Below are 15,016 nucleotides of genomic sequence, written 5' to 3'. Positions count from 1 at the left end.
GAATGGCACTCCGCCGTGGCCTAATTCGTCGTTCAATGCCTGGCGCCAATTGATGGCGCAAGGCCGCCCGTGCGATCGGATCACCCAAATAAGGAGTGATCGAAGATGCGTTGCGCAGCAAGTTGTTCCGACGCAGACATCGCAGCGGACCCGCGTTGACCCGGAGGTGGATAGCCTGCCAGCATGTGGCGTTGTGACGATCAATGACAGCTGTGCCGGGTATGCGGGACAACATCGGGGCGGCCCTTACTTTGACGACCTGTCGATAGGGCAGGTATTCGACTCGGCGCCTGCGATGACGTTGTCGTCCGGTCTGGCCGCTGCTCATCAAGCGATCGTGGGAGATCGGTTGAAACTGGCTCTCGACCGCGAATTATGCATGGCAGTGACTGGCGTTCTCGGGCCGCTCGCGCATCCGGCGCTGGTCTGTGATGTGGCGATCGGACAGTCGACGCTGGCAACGCAGCGTGTCAAAGCCAACCTGTTCTACCGTGGGCTCACCTTTCATCGATTCCCGGCCATCGGCGACACCCTTTACACCCGCACCGAAGTCGTTGGGCTGCGTGCTAACTCGGTGAAATCCGGGCGTGCACCGACCGGAATGGCTGCACTGCGGATGACCACGATCGACCAGGCCGACCGACTGGTGCTGGACTTCTGCCGCTGCGCCATGCTCCCCGCAAGTCCCGATTGGCGCCCCGGCGATCGTTCCGGCGATGATCTCTCCGTCGTCGGATCCGACGCGCCGTCGCCCGTGGTGGATCCAACAGCGCAATGGGATGGAAAGGTCTTCCGCAACAGGGTGCCCGGACCCTATTTCCACGGTGGCATGGCCGGTACGGTGCTGCGCAGCAGCGGCGACATCGTCAGCAATGCGCCCGAACTGGCCAGGCTCACCTTAAACATTGCTGCAGCACATCATGATTCGCGGGTCGGCGGACGCCGGCTGGTATACGGCGGCCATACCATAGGGCTAGCGCTCGCCCAGGCCAGTAGGCTGTTGCCCAATCTTGCGATGATCCTGGGTTGGGAATCCTGTGATCACACTGGTCCCGTGCATGAGGGCGATACGCTCCATAGTGAGCTGCATATCGACTCCGCCGTTGCGACCGACACAGGGGGCGTGCTCAGGCTGAGGTCGCTGGTCTACGCGACCGGCGACTCTGCAGACGAGCCCGACCGGCAAGTACTGGACTGGCGGTTCAGTGCGCTGCACTTCTAAGCGACGGGATGCGATGGCCGCGGGCCGGCGCAGTGACAGGGCAGCGATGTCACCAGAAATGCGGCTGCGGAACGGTCTTCGGCGTCGACCTGTGCGGCAACATCAATGAATGCCATCAGCTGTCCCAACAGCGTCGCCGCCTCTTTGGATCCCGACGGCTACGACGAGGGCGTCGGTATGGTCGACGACGGCCCGGTAGAGTTCGCGCTTGTTTTTGAAGTGGTAATTGAGCGGGGGGCGGGTCAAATTCGCGCGATCGGCGATAGTCGAGAATATGGCGCCTTCGTACCCGACTTCGCTGAACACGTGGCAGGCATTGTCGACGATGCGTGCGCGGGTATCGGCTGCGGTAACGGCCGCCGGCCGGCCGACTCTCCGTGGTCCATTTGGGTGGTAGTGCCCCATCGCAGGCCTACTGCTTCGTGGTCGAGTGGTCCTCGGCGTTCGGAGCTCACCACGAGTATGGCTTCCTCGAGTAGGTGTTGCGCTCGCCGTGGCGAGATTGCGAGTTTTCGAATTTATATAGATAAGTTCTGCTCCGACCGCTAGGGCCGGCACTTTTTCGAGGCCGACGCCCTTTGGGGTGAATGCAATTCGCGTGTGACCGACAGGTGCTGCGTTCACTATTGGGATTGCGCCGCCGAACAATTAGGCCAGCGCGGTCGACTTGCCGTCCACGGTGGTATGGGCAATGCCTTAAGCGGGTCACGCAAATGGCGCTCGCACTGCCCGGCGCCGCAGCAGACGGCACGACGCATTTCTCAGGGCGACCCGATCAGAGACCTTCAGAGGCCTTCAGAGACCGATGTAGACCGCCTTGGTGTTGAAGTAGGCCTCGATGCCCTTGCGGCCACGTTCGCCGCCCCAACCCGACTGTTTGTGGCCACTGATCGGCATCGACGGGTCCGCCGCGAGCGAGGAGTTTACCCAAACCTGGCCTGCGCGAAGCTCATTCACAACGCGATGGGCACGGCTAAGGTTCTCGGTCCAGATGGAGCCGGCGAGTCCGTAGTGCGTGTCGTTCGCGGCGGCGAGCACCTCGTCCTCATCGTCGAACGGGATCACACAGCCGACCGGCCCGAAGATCTCTTCTTTGATGAGCCGCATGTCGGGCGTGGTGTTGGTGACGATCGTGGCCTCGTAGAAGTAGCCCTTGCGGTCCATCGGCTTGCCGCCGGTGATCACCTGCGCGCCCCCGGCCACGCCGTCGTTCACGATGCCTTCGACGCGTTTGCGTTGCTTGTCGCTGATCAGCGGCCCGAGTACGGAGTCGGGATCATCGCTGCCGCCCATCGGCAGCATTTGGGCGAAGCCGGCCAGGCTTTCCACGACCTGGTCGTAGATGCCCCGCTGGACGTAGATGCGCGAGGTGCACGAACAGTTCTGTCCCGATCCGGCGAGCAGACCCATGCCGGCCCCGATGATCGCCTTGTCGAGGTTGGCGTCGTCGAACATGATCAGCGGCGACTTGCCGCCGAGCTCGAGGGTCAGGCGCTTGAGGTTGCCGGCGGCGGCCTTGACGATCAGCCGCCCGACCTCCGTCGATCCGGTGAACGAGATCTTGTCGACGTCCGGGTGCGCGGTGAGCGCCGCGCCCGTCGTCTCGCCGTAGCCGGTGATGACGTTCAGGACACCGTCCGGCAGACCCGCCTCGCGGAAGATTTCCTCCAGCTTGAGGGCGGTGAGCGGCGTCTCCTCGGCGGGTTTCAGGACGGCGCTGCAGCCCGCCGCGAGAGCGGGCGCGACCTTGAGCATCGCGACGAAGAAGGGTCCGTTCCAAGGGATGATCAGGCCGACGACACCAACCGGTTCGAGTTGGGTGAAGGTGTGGTAGGTCTCCCAGCTGCCGAGCAAGCCGTCGGACACGAGATTTGCCGACTCGCCGTGGATCTTGCCGACCCAGCCGGCGTAGTACTTCAGCATGGCCACCGACACCGGGATGATGTGACGGGCGGCCGTCAGGTTCATGCCATTGTCTTGGCCCTCGAGTGCAGCGAGCTCGTCGGTGCGCTCCTCGATGATGCGCGCGGCGCGGAAGAGCACGTCGGCGCGGTGCGACGCTGGCGCCTTGCGCCACACGCCCGACTCGAAGGTCTCACGTGCGCGGGCCACCGCCGCATCGACGGCCGCCTGGTCGGAATCTGGCACCTCCAGGATCAGCTCTTCGTTAGAGGGGTTGAAGACCGCGATGGCGTCAGTCAATGTTCTTCATCCTTTCGACGAGCCGCTCCGACGCGGAGAAGCGCGTTGCCTTCAGTTGTTGGAGACCCTGCGCGGTGCGGGCGGCGGAAAGAACTGGCCGGGTAGCCCTTCGCTCGCGAGTCGAGGTGGTCGCCCGACAGAGGTTACGCGCGTAACTAATGGGTGTCTAGTACGTCCGCGGCGCGCGGTTCAGGTGGACTGTCGGACGACCAGCGTCGCGATGTCGCGGGCGTCCGGGCGCGATTCGTCGAGAAAGCCAAGTTCGGTCAAAACTGCTGACAGTGCGACTTCGGCGATCGCCGTGAAGTCGAACGCCACCGTCGTCAGTGCGGGGATGCTGAAGGGGGACAGGGCCGTGGCGTCCACGCCGATCACCGCGAGATCGTCAGGGCAACGCAGGCCGGCGCGTCGCATGCCGTCGAGCACCACGAAGGCCGTCTCGTCGCTCTGCGCGCAGACCGCGGTGACGCCCGCCGCGTGCAATTCACCGACCACCGTGGCGCTGTCGTCTGGCGGCAAAGCCTTGACGACGATATCGGGCAGCCCGTGTTGGTGTGCGGCGCGGCGGACGCCGTCGATCCAGTAATCGCCAAGTGCACGCCACCGACGATCGCCTGAGTACGCGAAAGCCAAACGGCGATGACCCCGTGCGACGAGATGGTCGACGCGCATCTGTCCGACGGAATACTGCGGATCGCCGAGCCCCGGCAGCGTGTGGACGCAGATGTAGGGGATAGCCGCGTCCTTGACAGCGTCAGAACCCTTGCGGCCCAAGGGAAACAAGCTCGTCACTGCGATCGGCTGGAGGTGGTTGATGGCGTCGGCGACGGCGTCGTCGTGCTCGGTCTCGAAGAGCTGAACTTGCATGATCCCGCGGCGGGTCAACTCGGTGGTCATGTGAGTGCCGACGTGCATGGGCATTTCACCGCCGGCGAGTTGCGGCACGATGTACAAGACCACTCCGCTCTTCCCGCGGGCTAGATTGCGAGCAGCAAGGTTGGGGCGGTAGCCCAATTCGGCCGCAGCGTGGCGGACGGCGGCGCGCGTCTGCGCCGAAATGGTGCGTCCGGCGGAGTTGTTGAGTACGTAACTGACCGTCGCGGTCGAGACGTTCGCCATTCGCGCGACGTCGGCCTTGGTCGGCCTACCTTTCACGCTCAGATCGACCTCCCGGCGCAGCCATCCCGTGCGACGACGAGATCCGACTTAGATTACTTCGCGTCGAGGCGCATATGCCGGCTGCCGAAAGCGCCGCGTGTAAGTGCCCCGGAATCACGCGGGCCTTGCCGACCCATTGAAGTCACGCGGTTCGATACGAAAGACTCGGTGCGGGCCAAGCAGCGGCAGGACTTCACGCAATCGATGGCGGTGGACGCAGTGAACCTCGAGCATGTGCGCGTCGCGCCGCTTGCCCTCGGCATGATCATGTTCGCCGTCGTCGGCTGCGCGGAGTCGACGGCGTCGCCCGCGTCAACGAGGATGGTCGCCGAGGCGCCGAGCACGCCCCTAGGCATACAACCCAGGCTGGCGTCGGACCCGGCGCAGCTGGCCGACGACCTTGTCGCCGATGAGCTCGCGCTGCGAGACCCGTCGACGCCGGGGGCGGCGTTGGACGCGGCGGCGCACCGCGAGCAAGCGGCCTATCGGGCCATCGGGCGCCATGCGGAATGGGACGCGATCACGCGACCGCGAGTCCCGCCGTCGTTACTCGATGTCTACGACCGCAATGTGGACGCTCGCCGGCAACTGACCGCGATGGCGCAGGTGAAGGCGACGGTGCCCGCGTGGCATATCGACGCGCCAGTTTCGTTCGATGAGCTGATGAGTGACTATCGCGCAGCGGAGTCGGAGTCCGGCGTCGGCTGGAACTACCTGGCCGCGATCAATTTCGTCGAGACGCAGTTCGGCAGCATCGTCGGGGTGAGCACCGCCGGTGCGCAAGGCCCGATGCAGTTCTTGCCGTCGACGTTCGCCACCTACGGCCAGGGCGGCGATATCAACTCGCCCCGCGACAGCATCATGGCGGCCGGCCGTTACCTCGCCGCGAATGGCTTTGCCGACGACCGTGATCGCGCCCTCTACGGGTACAACCATGCGCACCAATATGTCCAGGCGGTAGACCAATACGCCGCAGTGATTGCGAGTGATCCCGCTGCGTTCGCCGGTTACTACCGGTGGGACGTCTACTACAACACGATCGCCGGCGATGTGTTGCTCCCCGTTGGCTACAGCGCGACATCGCCGATCCCTGTCGACGAGTATCTGGCTACCCACGCGCAGTAGCGATAGCGGCCTTATTTTGCAAACCGGATAGGCGGTTTACCGAAGCCGCCCGCCCGCGAGAACGTTACGTCTAGTCCTCTTCCAGCGAAAAGCTGGCGACGCAAGCGCAGGGAATGGTTGTCTTAACGGGACCGCTACGGGCAGCGGTGGGAGATCGCCCCTGGGCCTGATCACTATTGGAAGGGATGGCTGTGGTTTTCCGGGCAGACCAGGAGATCGGTCGCAATCTAGCCGCCGTCGATTGGGAATCCACGCCGCTCGGGCCGGTGGACGGATGGCCGCAAAGCCTCCGAACGGCCGTGAACATCCTGCTGTCATCCCAGTTTTCGATGTGGATGGCATGGGGCCCGGAGCTGACATTTTTCTGCAACGCCGCCTATCGCCGCGACACCCTGGGCGACAAGTACCCCTGGGCGCTCGGCCGTCCCGCTCGCGAGGTGTGGGCGGAGATCTGGGACGACATCGGTCCGCGAATCGACAGCGTCTTGTCGACGGGAGAACCGACCTGGGACGAGGCCTTGATGCTCATCCTGGAGCGGTCGGGATACCCGGAGGAGTCGTATCACACCTTCTCCTACAGCGCGTTGCGTGACGAGGAAGCACAAGTCGTCGGCATGCTCTGCGTCGTCAGGGAAGACACCGATTGGGTGATCGCCCAGCGTCGTATGGCAACCCTGCGTGACCTGGGGTCTGATCCGAGCGTCGTGCGCACCGAGCGGCAGCTGTTGGACTACGCCGCCCGGCAACTCGCGAACAACCCGTACGACCTTCCCTTCACGACGACCTATTTGTTCGGCGACCAGGGCGAGGCGCAATTGGCCGGCGTGAGTGGAATCGTGCCCGGGCACCCGGCGGCACCGCAAATACTCCCTGCCGGCGACCTTTCCGCGTGGCCGGTCGAGCGGCTCGCGAACGGCGCAACCGAACTGATCCAACTTGATAGCGAGTCGTTGCAGCCGCCCACCGGTGCCTGGCCGGAGCCGCCCGCTCAGGCCCTCGTGGTGCCGCTGTTACAGCAAGGCGGGGCACCGGTCGGATTCCTGGTGGCCGGGCTGAACCGATACCGCCAGCTCGACGACGGCTACCGCGGCTTCGTGGAGCTCGTGGCCGGCTACATCGCCGCGGGCGTGGGCAGCGCGCGCAGCTATCAGGCCCAGCAGCAGCGTGCCGAGGAGCTGGCCGAACTCGATCGGGCTAAGACGGCGTTCTTCTCCAATGTCAGCCACGAATTCCGCACTCCGCTTACCCTGATCCTCGGCCCGGTCGACGAGTTGCGACACCGGGCGACCGGCCTCGATGAGCAGGCACGCCACGAGCTGGAGCTCGTGCACCGCAACGGTTTACGGCTGGCGAAGCTCGTCAATACGCTCCTGGACTTTTCTCGCATCGAGGCGGGGCGAATGCGGGCCCGATTCGAGCCCGTCGACTTGCCAACCTTCACCGCGGACCTGGCCAGCGTTTTCCGCTCGGCGATTGAGCGGGCCGGCCTGACGTTCACGGTGGACTGCCCGCCGCTCGACGAACCGGTTTACGTGGATCACGAGATGTGGGAGAAGGTGATCCTCAACCTCCTTTCCAACGCGTTGAAGTTCACCTTCGAAGGCTCTATCACGGTCGGCGTGAGCCGTGACGACACCGACGCCATCGTCACCGTCACCGACACCGGGGGTGGAATACCTGCCGCGGAAATGCCCCGGCTGTTCGAGCGTTTCCACCGCATCGAAAACGCATGGGCACGCTCCACGGAGGGCAGCGGAATCGGCCTTGCTCTGGTCAAAGAGCTTGTCGGTTTGCACGCTGGGGCCATCATTGTCGACAGCCGGGAGGGTGCGGGCACCAGCTTCGTCATCCGTCTGCCGTTGGGCGCGGCCCATCTGCCGACCGATGAAATCGCTGCACCACCTGGAGCGCTCCCGAGAGCCGGCGTGATCGCCGAACCGTACCTGCAGGAAGCCCAGCGCTGGCTGCCCAGCGACACCGGCGTCACACGGTCCGATACGAGCACGACGGCGATGATGACCGCGCGCGCACCCGTCGGGAGCGACGGCGAACCAACGCGCGTGTTGGTTGCCGATGACAACGCCGACATGCGCGAGTACCTGACCGACCTGCTGCACACTGCCGGTTACGAGGTACGCGGCGTCACCGATGGGCAGCAGGCCCTGGAAGCCATCCGTGTCGAGGTTCCCGACCTCGTCATCAGCGACGTCATGATGCCCAGATTGGACGGCCTGCAACTGCTCGCGGTGCTGCGCAGCGACGCGCGCACCGCCGCGCTACCTGTCCTGCTGCTCTCGGCGCGCGCGGGACAGGAAGCCTCCATCGAAGGCTTGCTGGCCGGCGCGGATGATTACCTCGTCAAGCCGTTCGCCGCCGCCGAGCTCCTTGCCCGGGTGCGCGCCAACGTCGAGCTGGCACGGTTGCGCGGCCACCATGCCCGGTGGCGCACCGCACTGGTGGATTCGCTGCAGGAAGGGTTTTTTGTCTGCGACGAACAGGGCGCCGTCATTGAGATCAACACCGCGTTCACCGAGATCCTTGGCTACGGTCCCGAACAGTTGCCGTACGAAGCCGCGCACCCTTGGTGGCCGAAGCAGACCGACCCCGAAGCCCATCGGCAAGTCGAGGCGGCGTTCGCCCAACTGATGAACCAGTCGCGCGGCGCTTTCACCGCTCCAGTTGTCCACCGGGACGGGCACCGGCTGTGGGTAGCGGCCAGCTTCAACCACGCCGAAGACCCGGACACCGGCCGGCGAGTCATAGTCGGTACCATTCGCGACGTCACTACCGAGCACTCCACCGTGCAGAGCCAGCTCGCCCTCGCTGCCCTGAATCAGCAACTGGCACAAGCAGATACGCTTGATGATGCAATGCAGGGGGCGACCGCGGAGCTGCGTCAGATCTGGAGCGCTCGCCGCGTGCTGGCCGCGACTTTCACCCGCGATGCCCCCAACGAGGCCGCGCCGGCGCTGATTTGTGCCGGCGAGCCCTGTAACTGGGCCGAACTGCCGTCACACCACCGGCAGTTGATCGAGTCGCTCCGCGATTCCGACCTGCTCACCACGGTCACCGGAGAGGCTGGCACAACGGGCATATCGCTGCAGCATCCCCAAGGAGTGCTCGTGGTGTGGCTCGAGTTGCCGGAGCAACGCCCGTTCACGCCGGAGGATCACAATCTGCTGAAGGTCTTGGGCGGACGGCTCAGCCAAGGCCTGCACCGTGTCTACCAGTTGGACGAGCAACGGGAAACCGCCCTGGCGCTGCAGCACGCGATGCTCGGCCCGACGACCCTGCCGGGCGGCTTTGCGGTCCGGTATCACCCCGCCACCCACCCCCTGCAGGTCGGCGGTGATTGGTACGACGTCGTCGACCTCGACGACGGGCGCGTGGCGTTGATAGTCGGCGACTGCGTCGGCCACGGCCTGGCTGCCGCGACGGTGATGGGTCAGCTCCGCAGCGCGTGCCGTGCGCTGTTGCTCGACCAGCCCGGTCCCAGCGACGTCCTCGCTGGACTGGATCGTTTCGCCGCCCGTCTGCCCGGCGCCCGCTGCACCACCGCGTTCTGCGCGGTGCTCACCCCCGACACTGGAGAGCTGGTCTACTCCAATGCCGGCCACCCACCGCCGATCATGGTGCATGCCAACGGAACTACCGAACAGCTGGATGGCGAACATGGGCTCCCGCTGGGTCTTCGACCGGACTGGCCTCGACCCGAGATCCGGGTGACGATGCCGGCGCGGACGACGCTGCTGCTCTACACCGATGGCCTGGTCGAACGCCGCGGTCGTTCGATCGATGACGGCATCGCCAGTGCTACAGATCTGATTCAGGGCGGCCGTTCGCAGTCGCTTGATGAGGTGGCAGACGATCTCATGGTCCGGCTCGAGCCTGCCGGCGGCTATTTGGACGATGTGGCCATGCTGCTGTACCGGCAACCAGCCCCGCTGGCGATGAAGTTCGTCGCTGATGTCGACCACCTCGCCCCGAGCCGAGCTGCGTTGCGCGGCTGGCTGACTCAGGCGGGACTCGAGCCCGCTCAGATTCAAGACGTGCTCACCGCCACCGGTGAAGCCGTCGCCAACGCAATCGAACACGGTTACCGCGATCAACCCAAGGGCAAAGTGTCATTGCGTGCGATCGCCGTCGTCGATGCTCTTCAGGTGACCGTCATCGACAGCGGCAGCTGGAAGCCACCGCGCACGGTGCCCGGCGCCAATCGGGGCCGCGGCATCATCCTCATGCGAGGACTGGTGGAGGACCTCACGATTCACTCCACTGAATTCGGAACCACAGTTAACTTGTACGCGAGGATCGCCTAATGGTCGCAGAGCTAACGCTGAACACCGACCACGGCCCTGACGGGACGCCGCGGGTGACCGCGACGGGGGAGATCGATCTCAGCAATGTCGCCCAGCTCATTCAGGCACTCAATAAGGCGAGCGCGGGGACCCGAAGGCCCATGACCATCGATCTCAGCACGGTCAGGTACTTGGACAGCGCGGGAATCAACGCGCTTTTCGACCATGCCGACAAAGTGGACGGTTTGCACATCATCGTCCACCGCTTGCTCGTTCGGGTCCTCACGATCACCGGCCTCGATAAGATTGCGACCCTCGAAGCTGCCCCGGCCGGGGATTCCGGCCACTAAAGGCGTTGTTGGATAAACGCTTCCGCTCTTATCAGTCGGTGCGTAGCAGTGTGTGCGTGACGTGCGGTTCCTCGAAGCGGAATCGGTGCGCGGGATGCCGCAACGGCTCGAGGGTGGTATCCGGGTGCACGATGACGCCGCCGCCAGAGGGGATTCCGAGTCCGATGGCCGCCCCCTGTAGCGACTGAATTGTGCGCGACAGCCGCGTCCAGTTGGCGTGCTCGTCGTGCGTATCGACAACGGCGGGAACGAGCTTGAACACGTCGAGCAACTCGGTCGTGGAGGATCTCGGTGCCTCGACGATTCCGTATTCTCCGAGCTGGACCGCGCCGGCTGAAATGCCCACGAGTATTGCCCCATGGGTATACCGGCCGAGGATCACATCTTTCATCCCGGTCTTCTCGAACGCTGTCCACCCGAGACGCACATCGCCGCCCGCCAGGACGATCAACTGGGCGCCCTTCAAGAAGGCGCGATCGTCCGGTCCGAACGACGAATCGATCATGCGGCGGTTGGTGATTCCGATCGCATCCATCGCCGCCTCGAAGATCTCGTAGAACTCCGGACGATCCCCATTGGAGGCACCGATGTAGGCGGCGCTACCGGGGGTGTCCCCGGCCAATCCGTCGAGTGCGACCTCGAGGAGAAGTCGGTCCCGCTGCTTCCAGAACAGCAGTTGACTGTCGGCCAGGAGGTAGAGCGGTTGGACTCCAAAGTGCTCGATGCTCGTTTCCCGATCGCCGTCGGACATGGTAGTCACCCTATCGGCGAAGTCGGACCGCAAGCCGTGGGTGCTTGGCTAACAGTGCCGGAGCCTTGTTCGCCTTCCTGCCGCGAGTTACCGTAATGATCGTTCACTCTTTGGGTTTTGCAAGGCTCATTTCTGACTTAAGCACAGTAAGTGATCGTTCACTGCCCGGCTTCGACTCGTTAGGATCCCGCGGATGTACGACGGACGACAAGCACTAACTGCCATCGACCACCACATGGTCGGGATCCTGGTCTTATGCGCGCTGGCGATGATTTTCAACTACACCTGGTTTTTCGCCGCATACGTGATCGCCCGGCGCGACAAGGTGTACTCGATCCCGATCTTCTGCACGCTGTTCTGGTTCGCCGGCGATGGGTCGTTCGTGGCTCGATACGACACATGGTTCCACACCTATCACCACTGGTATGTCGAATTATTCTGGTGCGCATTACTTTTCACTGTCACATTCGAGATTGCCTACATCGTACAGGCGATCCAGTTCGGCAGGAAGGAGTTGCTGCCGTCAGCGACGTCGGGCCAGTTCACTGCTCTCTTGGTGGCCGGGGCTGTCGTTGCGGTCATCGTCTGGAATTTCCTCGACCACTTGATGAGCGACCCCATTGCGATCGCCTATTTTTCGATCGCAAACACTGCACTCCCGCTGATGTATGTCGGCATCCTGATGCGCCGCCGCAGCAGCGCCGGGACCGCCCCGGTGGTGTGGTGGGGCTACCTCGGGATGATCAATTGCTGGTTCGTGGCCCTCACGCTGTTTTTCGGACCGGAATTCCGGTCGTTCTGGTATTTAGCATTGTGGGCCGTCTGTGTCGTCGCGGGCGTTGGTGTGCTGGTCGCGGTGATGCGGCTGCCGAAGACGCCCCCACAATCGGTGCCCGCACCGCCGACCCGCGGCGCTTCACTGGCGCGCTGAACATCGATCGGAAGCCGTTCCCGCCGCAGGAAGAATCGGGCGCGGCGGCCTAGCGGATCCGTGGTGGGAGCGCCGCGCGTGCGTGTCTTAAACTTTTAATTCTTGGGACAACGCGAGCAGAGGGGCTGTCGACCATCGACTCTTTGGTGATTCAGGACCAGGAGCGTGCCGACGGGGGAAAGCCGTCGACGTGGGCACCACTGCGCAATCGCGTGTACCGGGGCCTGTTTATCGCCCAGTTCATCTCCAACATGGGTACGTGGATGCAGGCCGTCGCCGCTCAATGGTTTCTGGTGGAAAAGCACAGCAGTGACGTCATCGTGGCATTGGTTCAGACGGTGAGCCTGGGGCCCACGCTGCTATTGGGATTGTTCGCCGGGGTGCTTGCCGATCTGTTCGACCGGCGTCGGTTACTGATAGTCCTGCAGTCGTATGCCGTCCTGGTCGCGCTCGCCCTGGCGCTGGTGACCAATCTTGGTCGCCTAACTCCGACCGCACTATTGATGTTCACCTTGGCCATCGGCTTTGCTTCGGCACTCACCGGACCAGCCTGGCAGGCGATTCAGCCCGAGGTCGTCCCGCGCGAGCAAATACCGGCCGTGTCCGTTTTAGGCAGTGTCTCGGCCAACTCCACCCGCGCGATCGGGCCGGCAATCGGCGGCATCGTGGTGGCATGGCTCGGCCCCTCCGCGGTCTTCGCGATCAATGCAGTGTCCTTCTCGGCAATCATCATCGCGCTGCGGGCGTGGAATCGACCGAAGCAGATCGTGCCACTCGAGCGCGAACGCATAGGCCCGGCCATCATTACCGGACTGCAATACGTTGAAAACAGTCCAATTTTTCGCAGGATCCTTTTGCGCACAGCCCTTTTCCTGTTTCCTGCCTCGGCCATCCTCGCTTTGCTGCCAGTGGCGGCCGCGCACAAGTGGCACCTGGGAGCCGGCGGCTACGGAGTGGCGCTGGGGGCCATCGGTTTTGGCGCCATTCTCGGCGTCGTAGCAGCGGGACCGTTGCACGAAAGAATGTCGGACAACGTGTTGCTCGCGGCGTCGGCCGCCGCGTACGGCCTCGCCCCGTTGGCCGTGGTCTGGCTGCCGTTCGCCGCTGCGATTCCATTCTTGATGTTGTCGGGCATGGCGTGGCTGATCACCTTGACGACGTTGAATGCCGCAGCGCAACTGTCGTTGCCGCGATGGGTTCGAGCTCGCGGATTGTCGGTGTATCTCTTGGTCTCCACTGGATCTCAGGCACTTGGCGCCTATCTCTGGGGTGCCCTTGCCACGAGGTGGGGGCTTGACGACGCGATGTTGTGGTCGGCGGTCGTGCTGGCCGCGGTTGCCTTCAGCGTTACCGCACTAGGGCTGCGGCCATGCACTGGGACGGAGAGCGTTGAGGTTTCGAGTGCCTGGCCGACCCCGACCCTCGTGTTCGAGCCATGTCCTCAAGATGGACCGGTGCTGGTGGCCGTCCGCTACCACGTGCCACCAGAGAATCTCGACGATTTCATCGAAGCGATGCGGGAAGTCAGGCAGTCACGGCTGCGGACGGGCGGCCACAGTTGGCGGCTCTATCACAGTGTCGAAGAGCCCAACTCGTTTCTGGAGAGGTTCACCGTGACGTCCTGGAGCGAATTTGAGCGCCAGCGCACCGAGCGCTGGGTGGATGTCGATCATGACGGCGTCACGAAGGCGGTCAGCTATACCGTCGATCAAACCCGACGCCACGAGTACTACGTTGCCTTGCGTACGCGCCGGTGAGAGTTGCGCTATGCGGCTGCGGCGCAACACAATCCGCTATTGGTGAGCTGGGCCCGGCGGTGCCTGCTGCTCGCCAGGGCCTAGATCGAGTTGCATCCACCCGACGTCGTGCCAGCTGTCGTGCTTCCAGTAGACGCGCCGGTATGCGCCGACATCTTCGAACCCGAAGGATCGGTGAAATGCGTTGCTGGCCTCGTTGGGTTGGGTGATGCCGGCAAACACTCGCCGGTAGCCGCGTCCGGCGAGCCGGTGCAGGACTTCTGCGTAGAGTCTGCGGCCCCAGCCCGCGCGATGATGATCGCGACTGATGTAGATGCCGGTCTCACAAGACCACTTGAAGGAAGGCAGGCTGATCAATGCGTGACCGTAGGCAAAGCCGATCACCTGATTATCATGCTCTAGAACGAGCCATTCGTGAGCTTTTTGGGCGGACGCTATCCGCGAAGCCATCTCGTCTGGGCTCGGAGCCTCGAGTTCCCAACTGATCACCGTGTTCTCGACGTACGGGCGGTAGATCGCAACGATGGAGGCCGCATCGTGTGAGGAAGCCGCGCGCACGGTGCCGCTGATCGCTTGCATGCCAGCAGTCTTCCAGTCGCCGGGAACGCGTGCGAATCGCGGGTCCACGCCTAGAGATGCCTCAACCGCATCGGCGCCGCACACCTCAACGCCCCGCGACTGCGCAATGAGAATCGAAGGGGCGCAGAGGAAAAAGGTTTGGTTCTACCGGCCGCCGCCGGCACCGCCGCCCCGGCCGCCGCCGGCGCCACCACCGCGGCCACCACCAGCGCCACCACCGCGGCCACCACCAGCGCCGCCGCCGTGGCCGATGAACATTGTCCCGATCCTGTTCTTGATCATGACCCTTACCCTATCGCCGAATCCGACGTGGCGGCAATACGATTCACGCCGGGTATCGGTCCCCGTCGGCAGGTGAACGGATGCGGTAGCTCTAGTTAACAAACGGGGTGTCCGCTCTGCCTGAAACACAGCTCTCCGCCCGACGGTTGCCGAGGCCTGCTGGCGCGACAGAGGCAACCAATTGGAGCCCGAAAACCGGCGGTTGGCATTGTTTGCTGCCGTGATCGTGGACATGGCGGTCATCCCTCAAACCGTCTCCACGCGCGAGGGTGAGGTCAACCGGGCGTACCTGCTGGGGTGGGCGCGTGCGCAATTCGAGACGCGGTCGCGCCGCTCGTGCTGGCATCGGGGCTCGCGTTCG

General features: G+C 64.0%; 12 protein-coding genes. 6 read left to right on the top strand and 6 right to left on the bottom strand.

The annotated features are described in order from the left end of the window. The first annotated feature begins 52 nt into the window (after nucleotides 1-52). Nucleotides 53-1,222 carry a MaoC family dehydratase gene (locus OK015_RS18875; RefSeq protein ID WP_268125350.1) on the top strand — a complete coding sequence of 390 codons (1,170 nt, stop codon included), beginning with the start codon at nucleotides 53-55 and terminating at the stop codon, nucleotides 1,220-1,222. Nucleotides 1,223-1,324: 102 nt separating this feature from the next. Here the strand turns inward: OK015_RS18875 and OK015_RS18870 are convergent, their stop codons facing one another. From OK015_RS18870 to OK015_RS18860, 3 genes are all read right to left on the bottom strand, one after another. Continuing rightward, on the bottom strand, nucleotides 1,325-1,528 hold the full coding sequence (locus OK015_RS18870) for a helix-turn-helix domain-containing protein (RefSeq protein ID WP_268125349.1): 204 nt from the start codon (nucleotides 1,526-1,528) through the stop codon (nucleotides 1,325-1,327). A gap of 489 nt (nucleotides 1,529-2,017) precedes the next feature. Then, nucleotides 2,018-3,424, bottom strand: coding sequence for an aldehyde dehydrogenase family protein (locus tag OK015_RS18865; RefSeq protein WP_268125347.1), 1,407 nt, complete (start codon nucleotides 3,422-3,424; stop codon nucleotides 2,018-2,020). 189 nt (nucleotides 3,425-3,613) lie between these two features. Then, nucleotides 3,614-4,543, bottom strand: coding sequence for a LacI family DNA-binding transcriptional regulator (locus tag OK015_RS18860; protein ID WP_268132894.1), 930 nt, complete (start codon nucleotides 4,541-4,543; stop codon nucleotides 3,614-3,616). Nucleotides 4,544-4,849: 306 nt separating this feature from the next. On the opposite strand from OK015_RS18860, the gene OK015_RS18855 reads away from it, so the two are divergent. The 3 genes from OK015_RS18855 (at nucleotide 4,850) to OK015_RS18845 (ending at nucleotide 10,355) form a co-directional block, all read left to right on the top strand. Further along, nucleotides 4,850-5,707: a lytic transglycosylase domain-containing protein gene (locus tag OK015_RS18855; RefSeq protein WP_268132892.1), complete on the top strand. Its 858-nt coding sequence runs from the start codon at nucleotides 4,850-4,852 to the stop codon at nucleotides 5,705-5,707. A gap of 185 nt (nucleotides 5,708-5,892) precedes the next feature. Further along, complete coding sequence (locus tag OK015_RS18850) at nucleotides 5,893-10,026, top strand: SpoIIE family protein phosphatase (protein WP_268125345.1); 4,134 nt, start codon at nucleotides 5,893-5,895, stop codon at nucleotides 10,024-10,026. Then, a complete protein-coding gene (locus tag OK015_RS18845) occupies nucleotides 10,026-10,355 on the top strand; it encodes an STAS domain-containing protein (protein ID WP_268125343.1) in 330 nt (109 codons plus the stop codon). The genes OK015_RS18850 and OK015_RS18845 overlap by 1 nt, the downstream gene beginning before the upstream one ends. 31 nt (nucleotides 10,356-10,386) lie before the next feature. Here OK015_RS18845 and OK015_RS18840 read toward each other — a convergent pair whose 3' ends face one another. After that, nucleotides 10,387-11,106: a Type 1 glutamine amidotransferase-like domain-containing protein gene (locus OK015_RS18840; RefSeq protein WP_268125341.1), complete on the bottom strand. Its 720-nt coding sequence runs from the start codon at nucleotides 11,104-11,106 to the stop codon at nucleotides 10,387-10,389. A gap of 193 nt (nucleotides 11,107-11,299) precedes the next feature. On the opposite strand from OK015_RS18840, the gene OK015_RS18835 reads away from it, so the two are divergent. Both OK015_RS18835 and OK015_RS18830 read left to right on the top strand, forming a co-directional pair. Then, nucleotides 11,300-12,037 (top strand): hypothetical protein, encoded by a 738-nt coding sequence (locus OK015_RS18835; protein WP_268125339.1) that lies wholly within the window; start codon nucleotides 11,300-11,302, stop codon nucleotides 12,035-12,037. 146 nt (nucleotides 12,038-12,183) lie between these two features. Then, nucleotides 12,184-13,794 carry an MFS transporter gene (locus tag OK015_RS18830; protein WP_268132890.1) on the top strand — a complete coding sequence of 537 codons (1,611 nt, stop codon included), beginning with the start codon at nucleotides 12,184-12,186 and terminating at the stop codon, nucleotides 13,792-13,794. A 36-nt stretch (nucleotides 13,795-13,830) separates the two neighbouring features. Here the strand turns inward: OK015_RS18830 and OK015_RS18825 are convergent, their stop codons facing one another. Both OK015_RS18825 and OK015_RS18820 read right to left on the bottom strand, forming a co-directional pair. Further along, a complete protein-coding gene (locus OK015_RS18825; RefSeq protein ID WP_268125337.1) occupies nucleotides 13,831-14,373 on the bottom strand; it encodes a GNAT family N-acetyltransferase in 543 nt (180 codons plus the stop codon). Between the two features lie 144 nt (nucleotides 14,374-14,517). Then, nucleotides 14,518-14,655: a hypothetical protein gene (locus OK015_RS18820; RefSeq protein ID WP_268125335.1), complete on the bottom strand. Its 138-nt coding sequence runs from the start codon at nucleotides 14,653-14,655 to the stop codon at nucleotides 14,518-14,520. Between the last annotated feature and the right edge of the window lie 361 nt (nucleotides 14,656-15,016).

The sequence above is a fragment of the Mycobacterium sp. Aquia_216 genome, assembly GCF_026723865.1.
Classification (GTDB): Bacteria; Actinomycetota; Actinomycetes; order Mycobacteriales; family Mycobacteriaceae; genus Mycobacterium.
The sequence above is the reverse complement of the archived record's forward strand: the minus strand, read 5'-3'. Positions and strand labels throughout refer to the sequence as shown.

Excerpts from the sequence above, each read along its gene's own strand:
- OK015_RS18820 (WP_268125335.1), bottom strand. The coding sequence starts at position 14,655 with ATGATCAAGAACAGGATCGGGACAATGTTCATCGGCCACGGCGGCGGC.
- OK015_RS18845 (WP_268125343.1), top strand. The coding sequence starts at position 10,026 with ATGGTCGCAGAGCTAACGCTGAACACCGACCACGGCCCTGACGGGACG.
- OK015_RS18835 (WP_268125339.1), top strand. The coding sequence starts at position 11,300 with ATGTACGACGGACGACAAGCACTAACTGCCATCGACCACCACATGGTC.
- OK015_RS18840 (WP_268125341.1), bottom strand. The coding sequence starts at position 11,106 with ATGTCCGACGGCGATCGGGAAACGAGCATCGAGCACTTTGGAGTCCAA.
- OK015_RS18860 (WP_268132894.1), bottom strand. The coding sequence starts at position 4,543 with ATGGCGAACGTCTCGACCGCGACGGTCAGTTACGTACTCAACAACTCC.
- OK015_RS18850 (WP_268125345.1), top strand. The coding sequence starts at position 5,893 with ATGGCTGTGGTTTTCCGGGCAGACCAGGAGATCGGTCGCAATCTAGCC.
- OK015_RS18825 (WP_268125337.1), bottom strand. The coding sequence starts at position 14,373 with ATGCAAGCGATCAGCGGCACCGTGCGCGCGGCTTCCTCACACGATGCG.
- OK015_RS18855 (WP_268132892.1), top strand. The coding sequence starts at position 4,850 with ATGTTCGCCGTCGTCGGCTGCGCGGAGTCGACGGCGTCGCCCGCGTCA.
- OK015_RS18875 (WP_268125350.1), top strand. The coding sequence starts at position 53 with ATGGCGCAAGGCCGCCCGTGCGATCGGATCACCCAAATAAGGAGTGAT.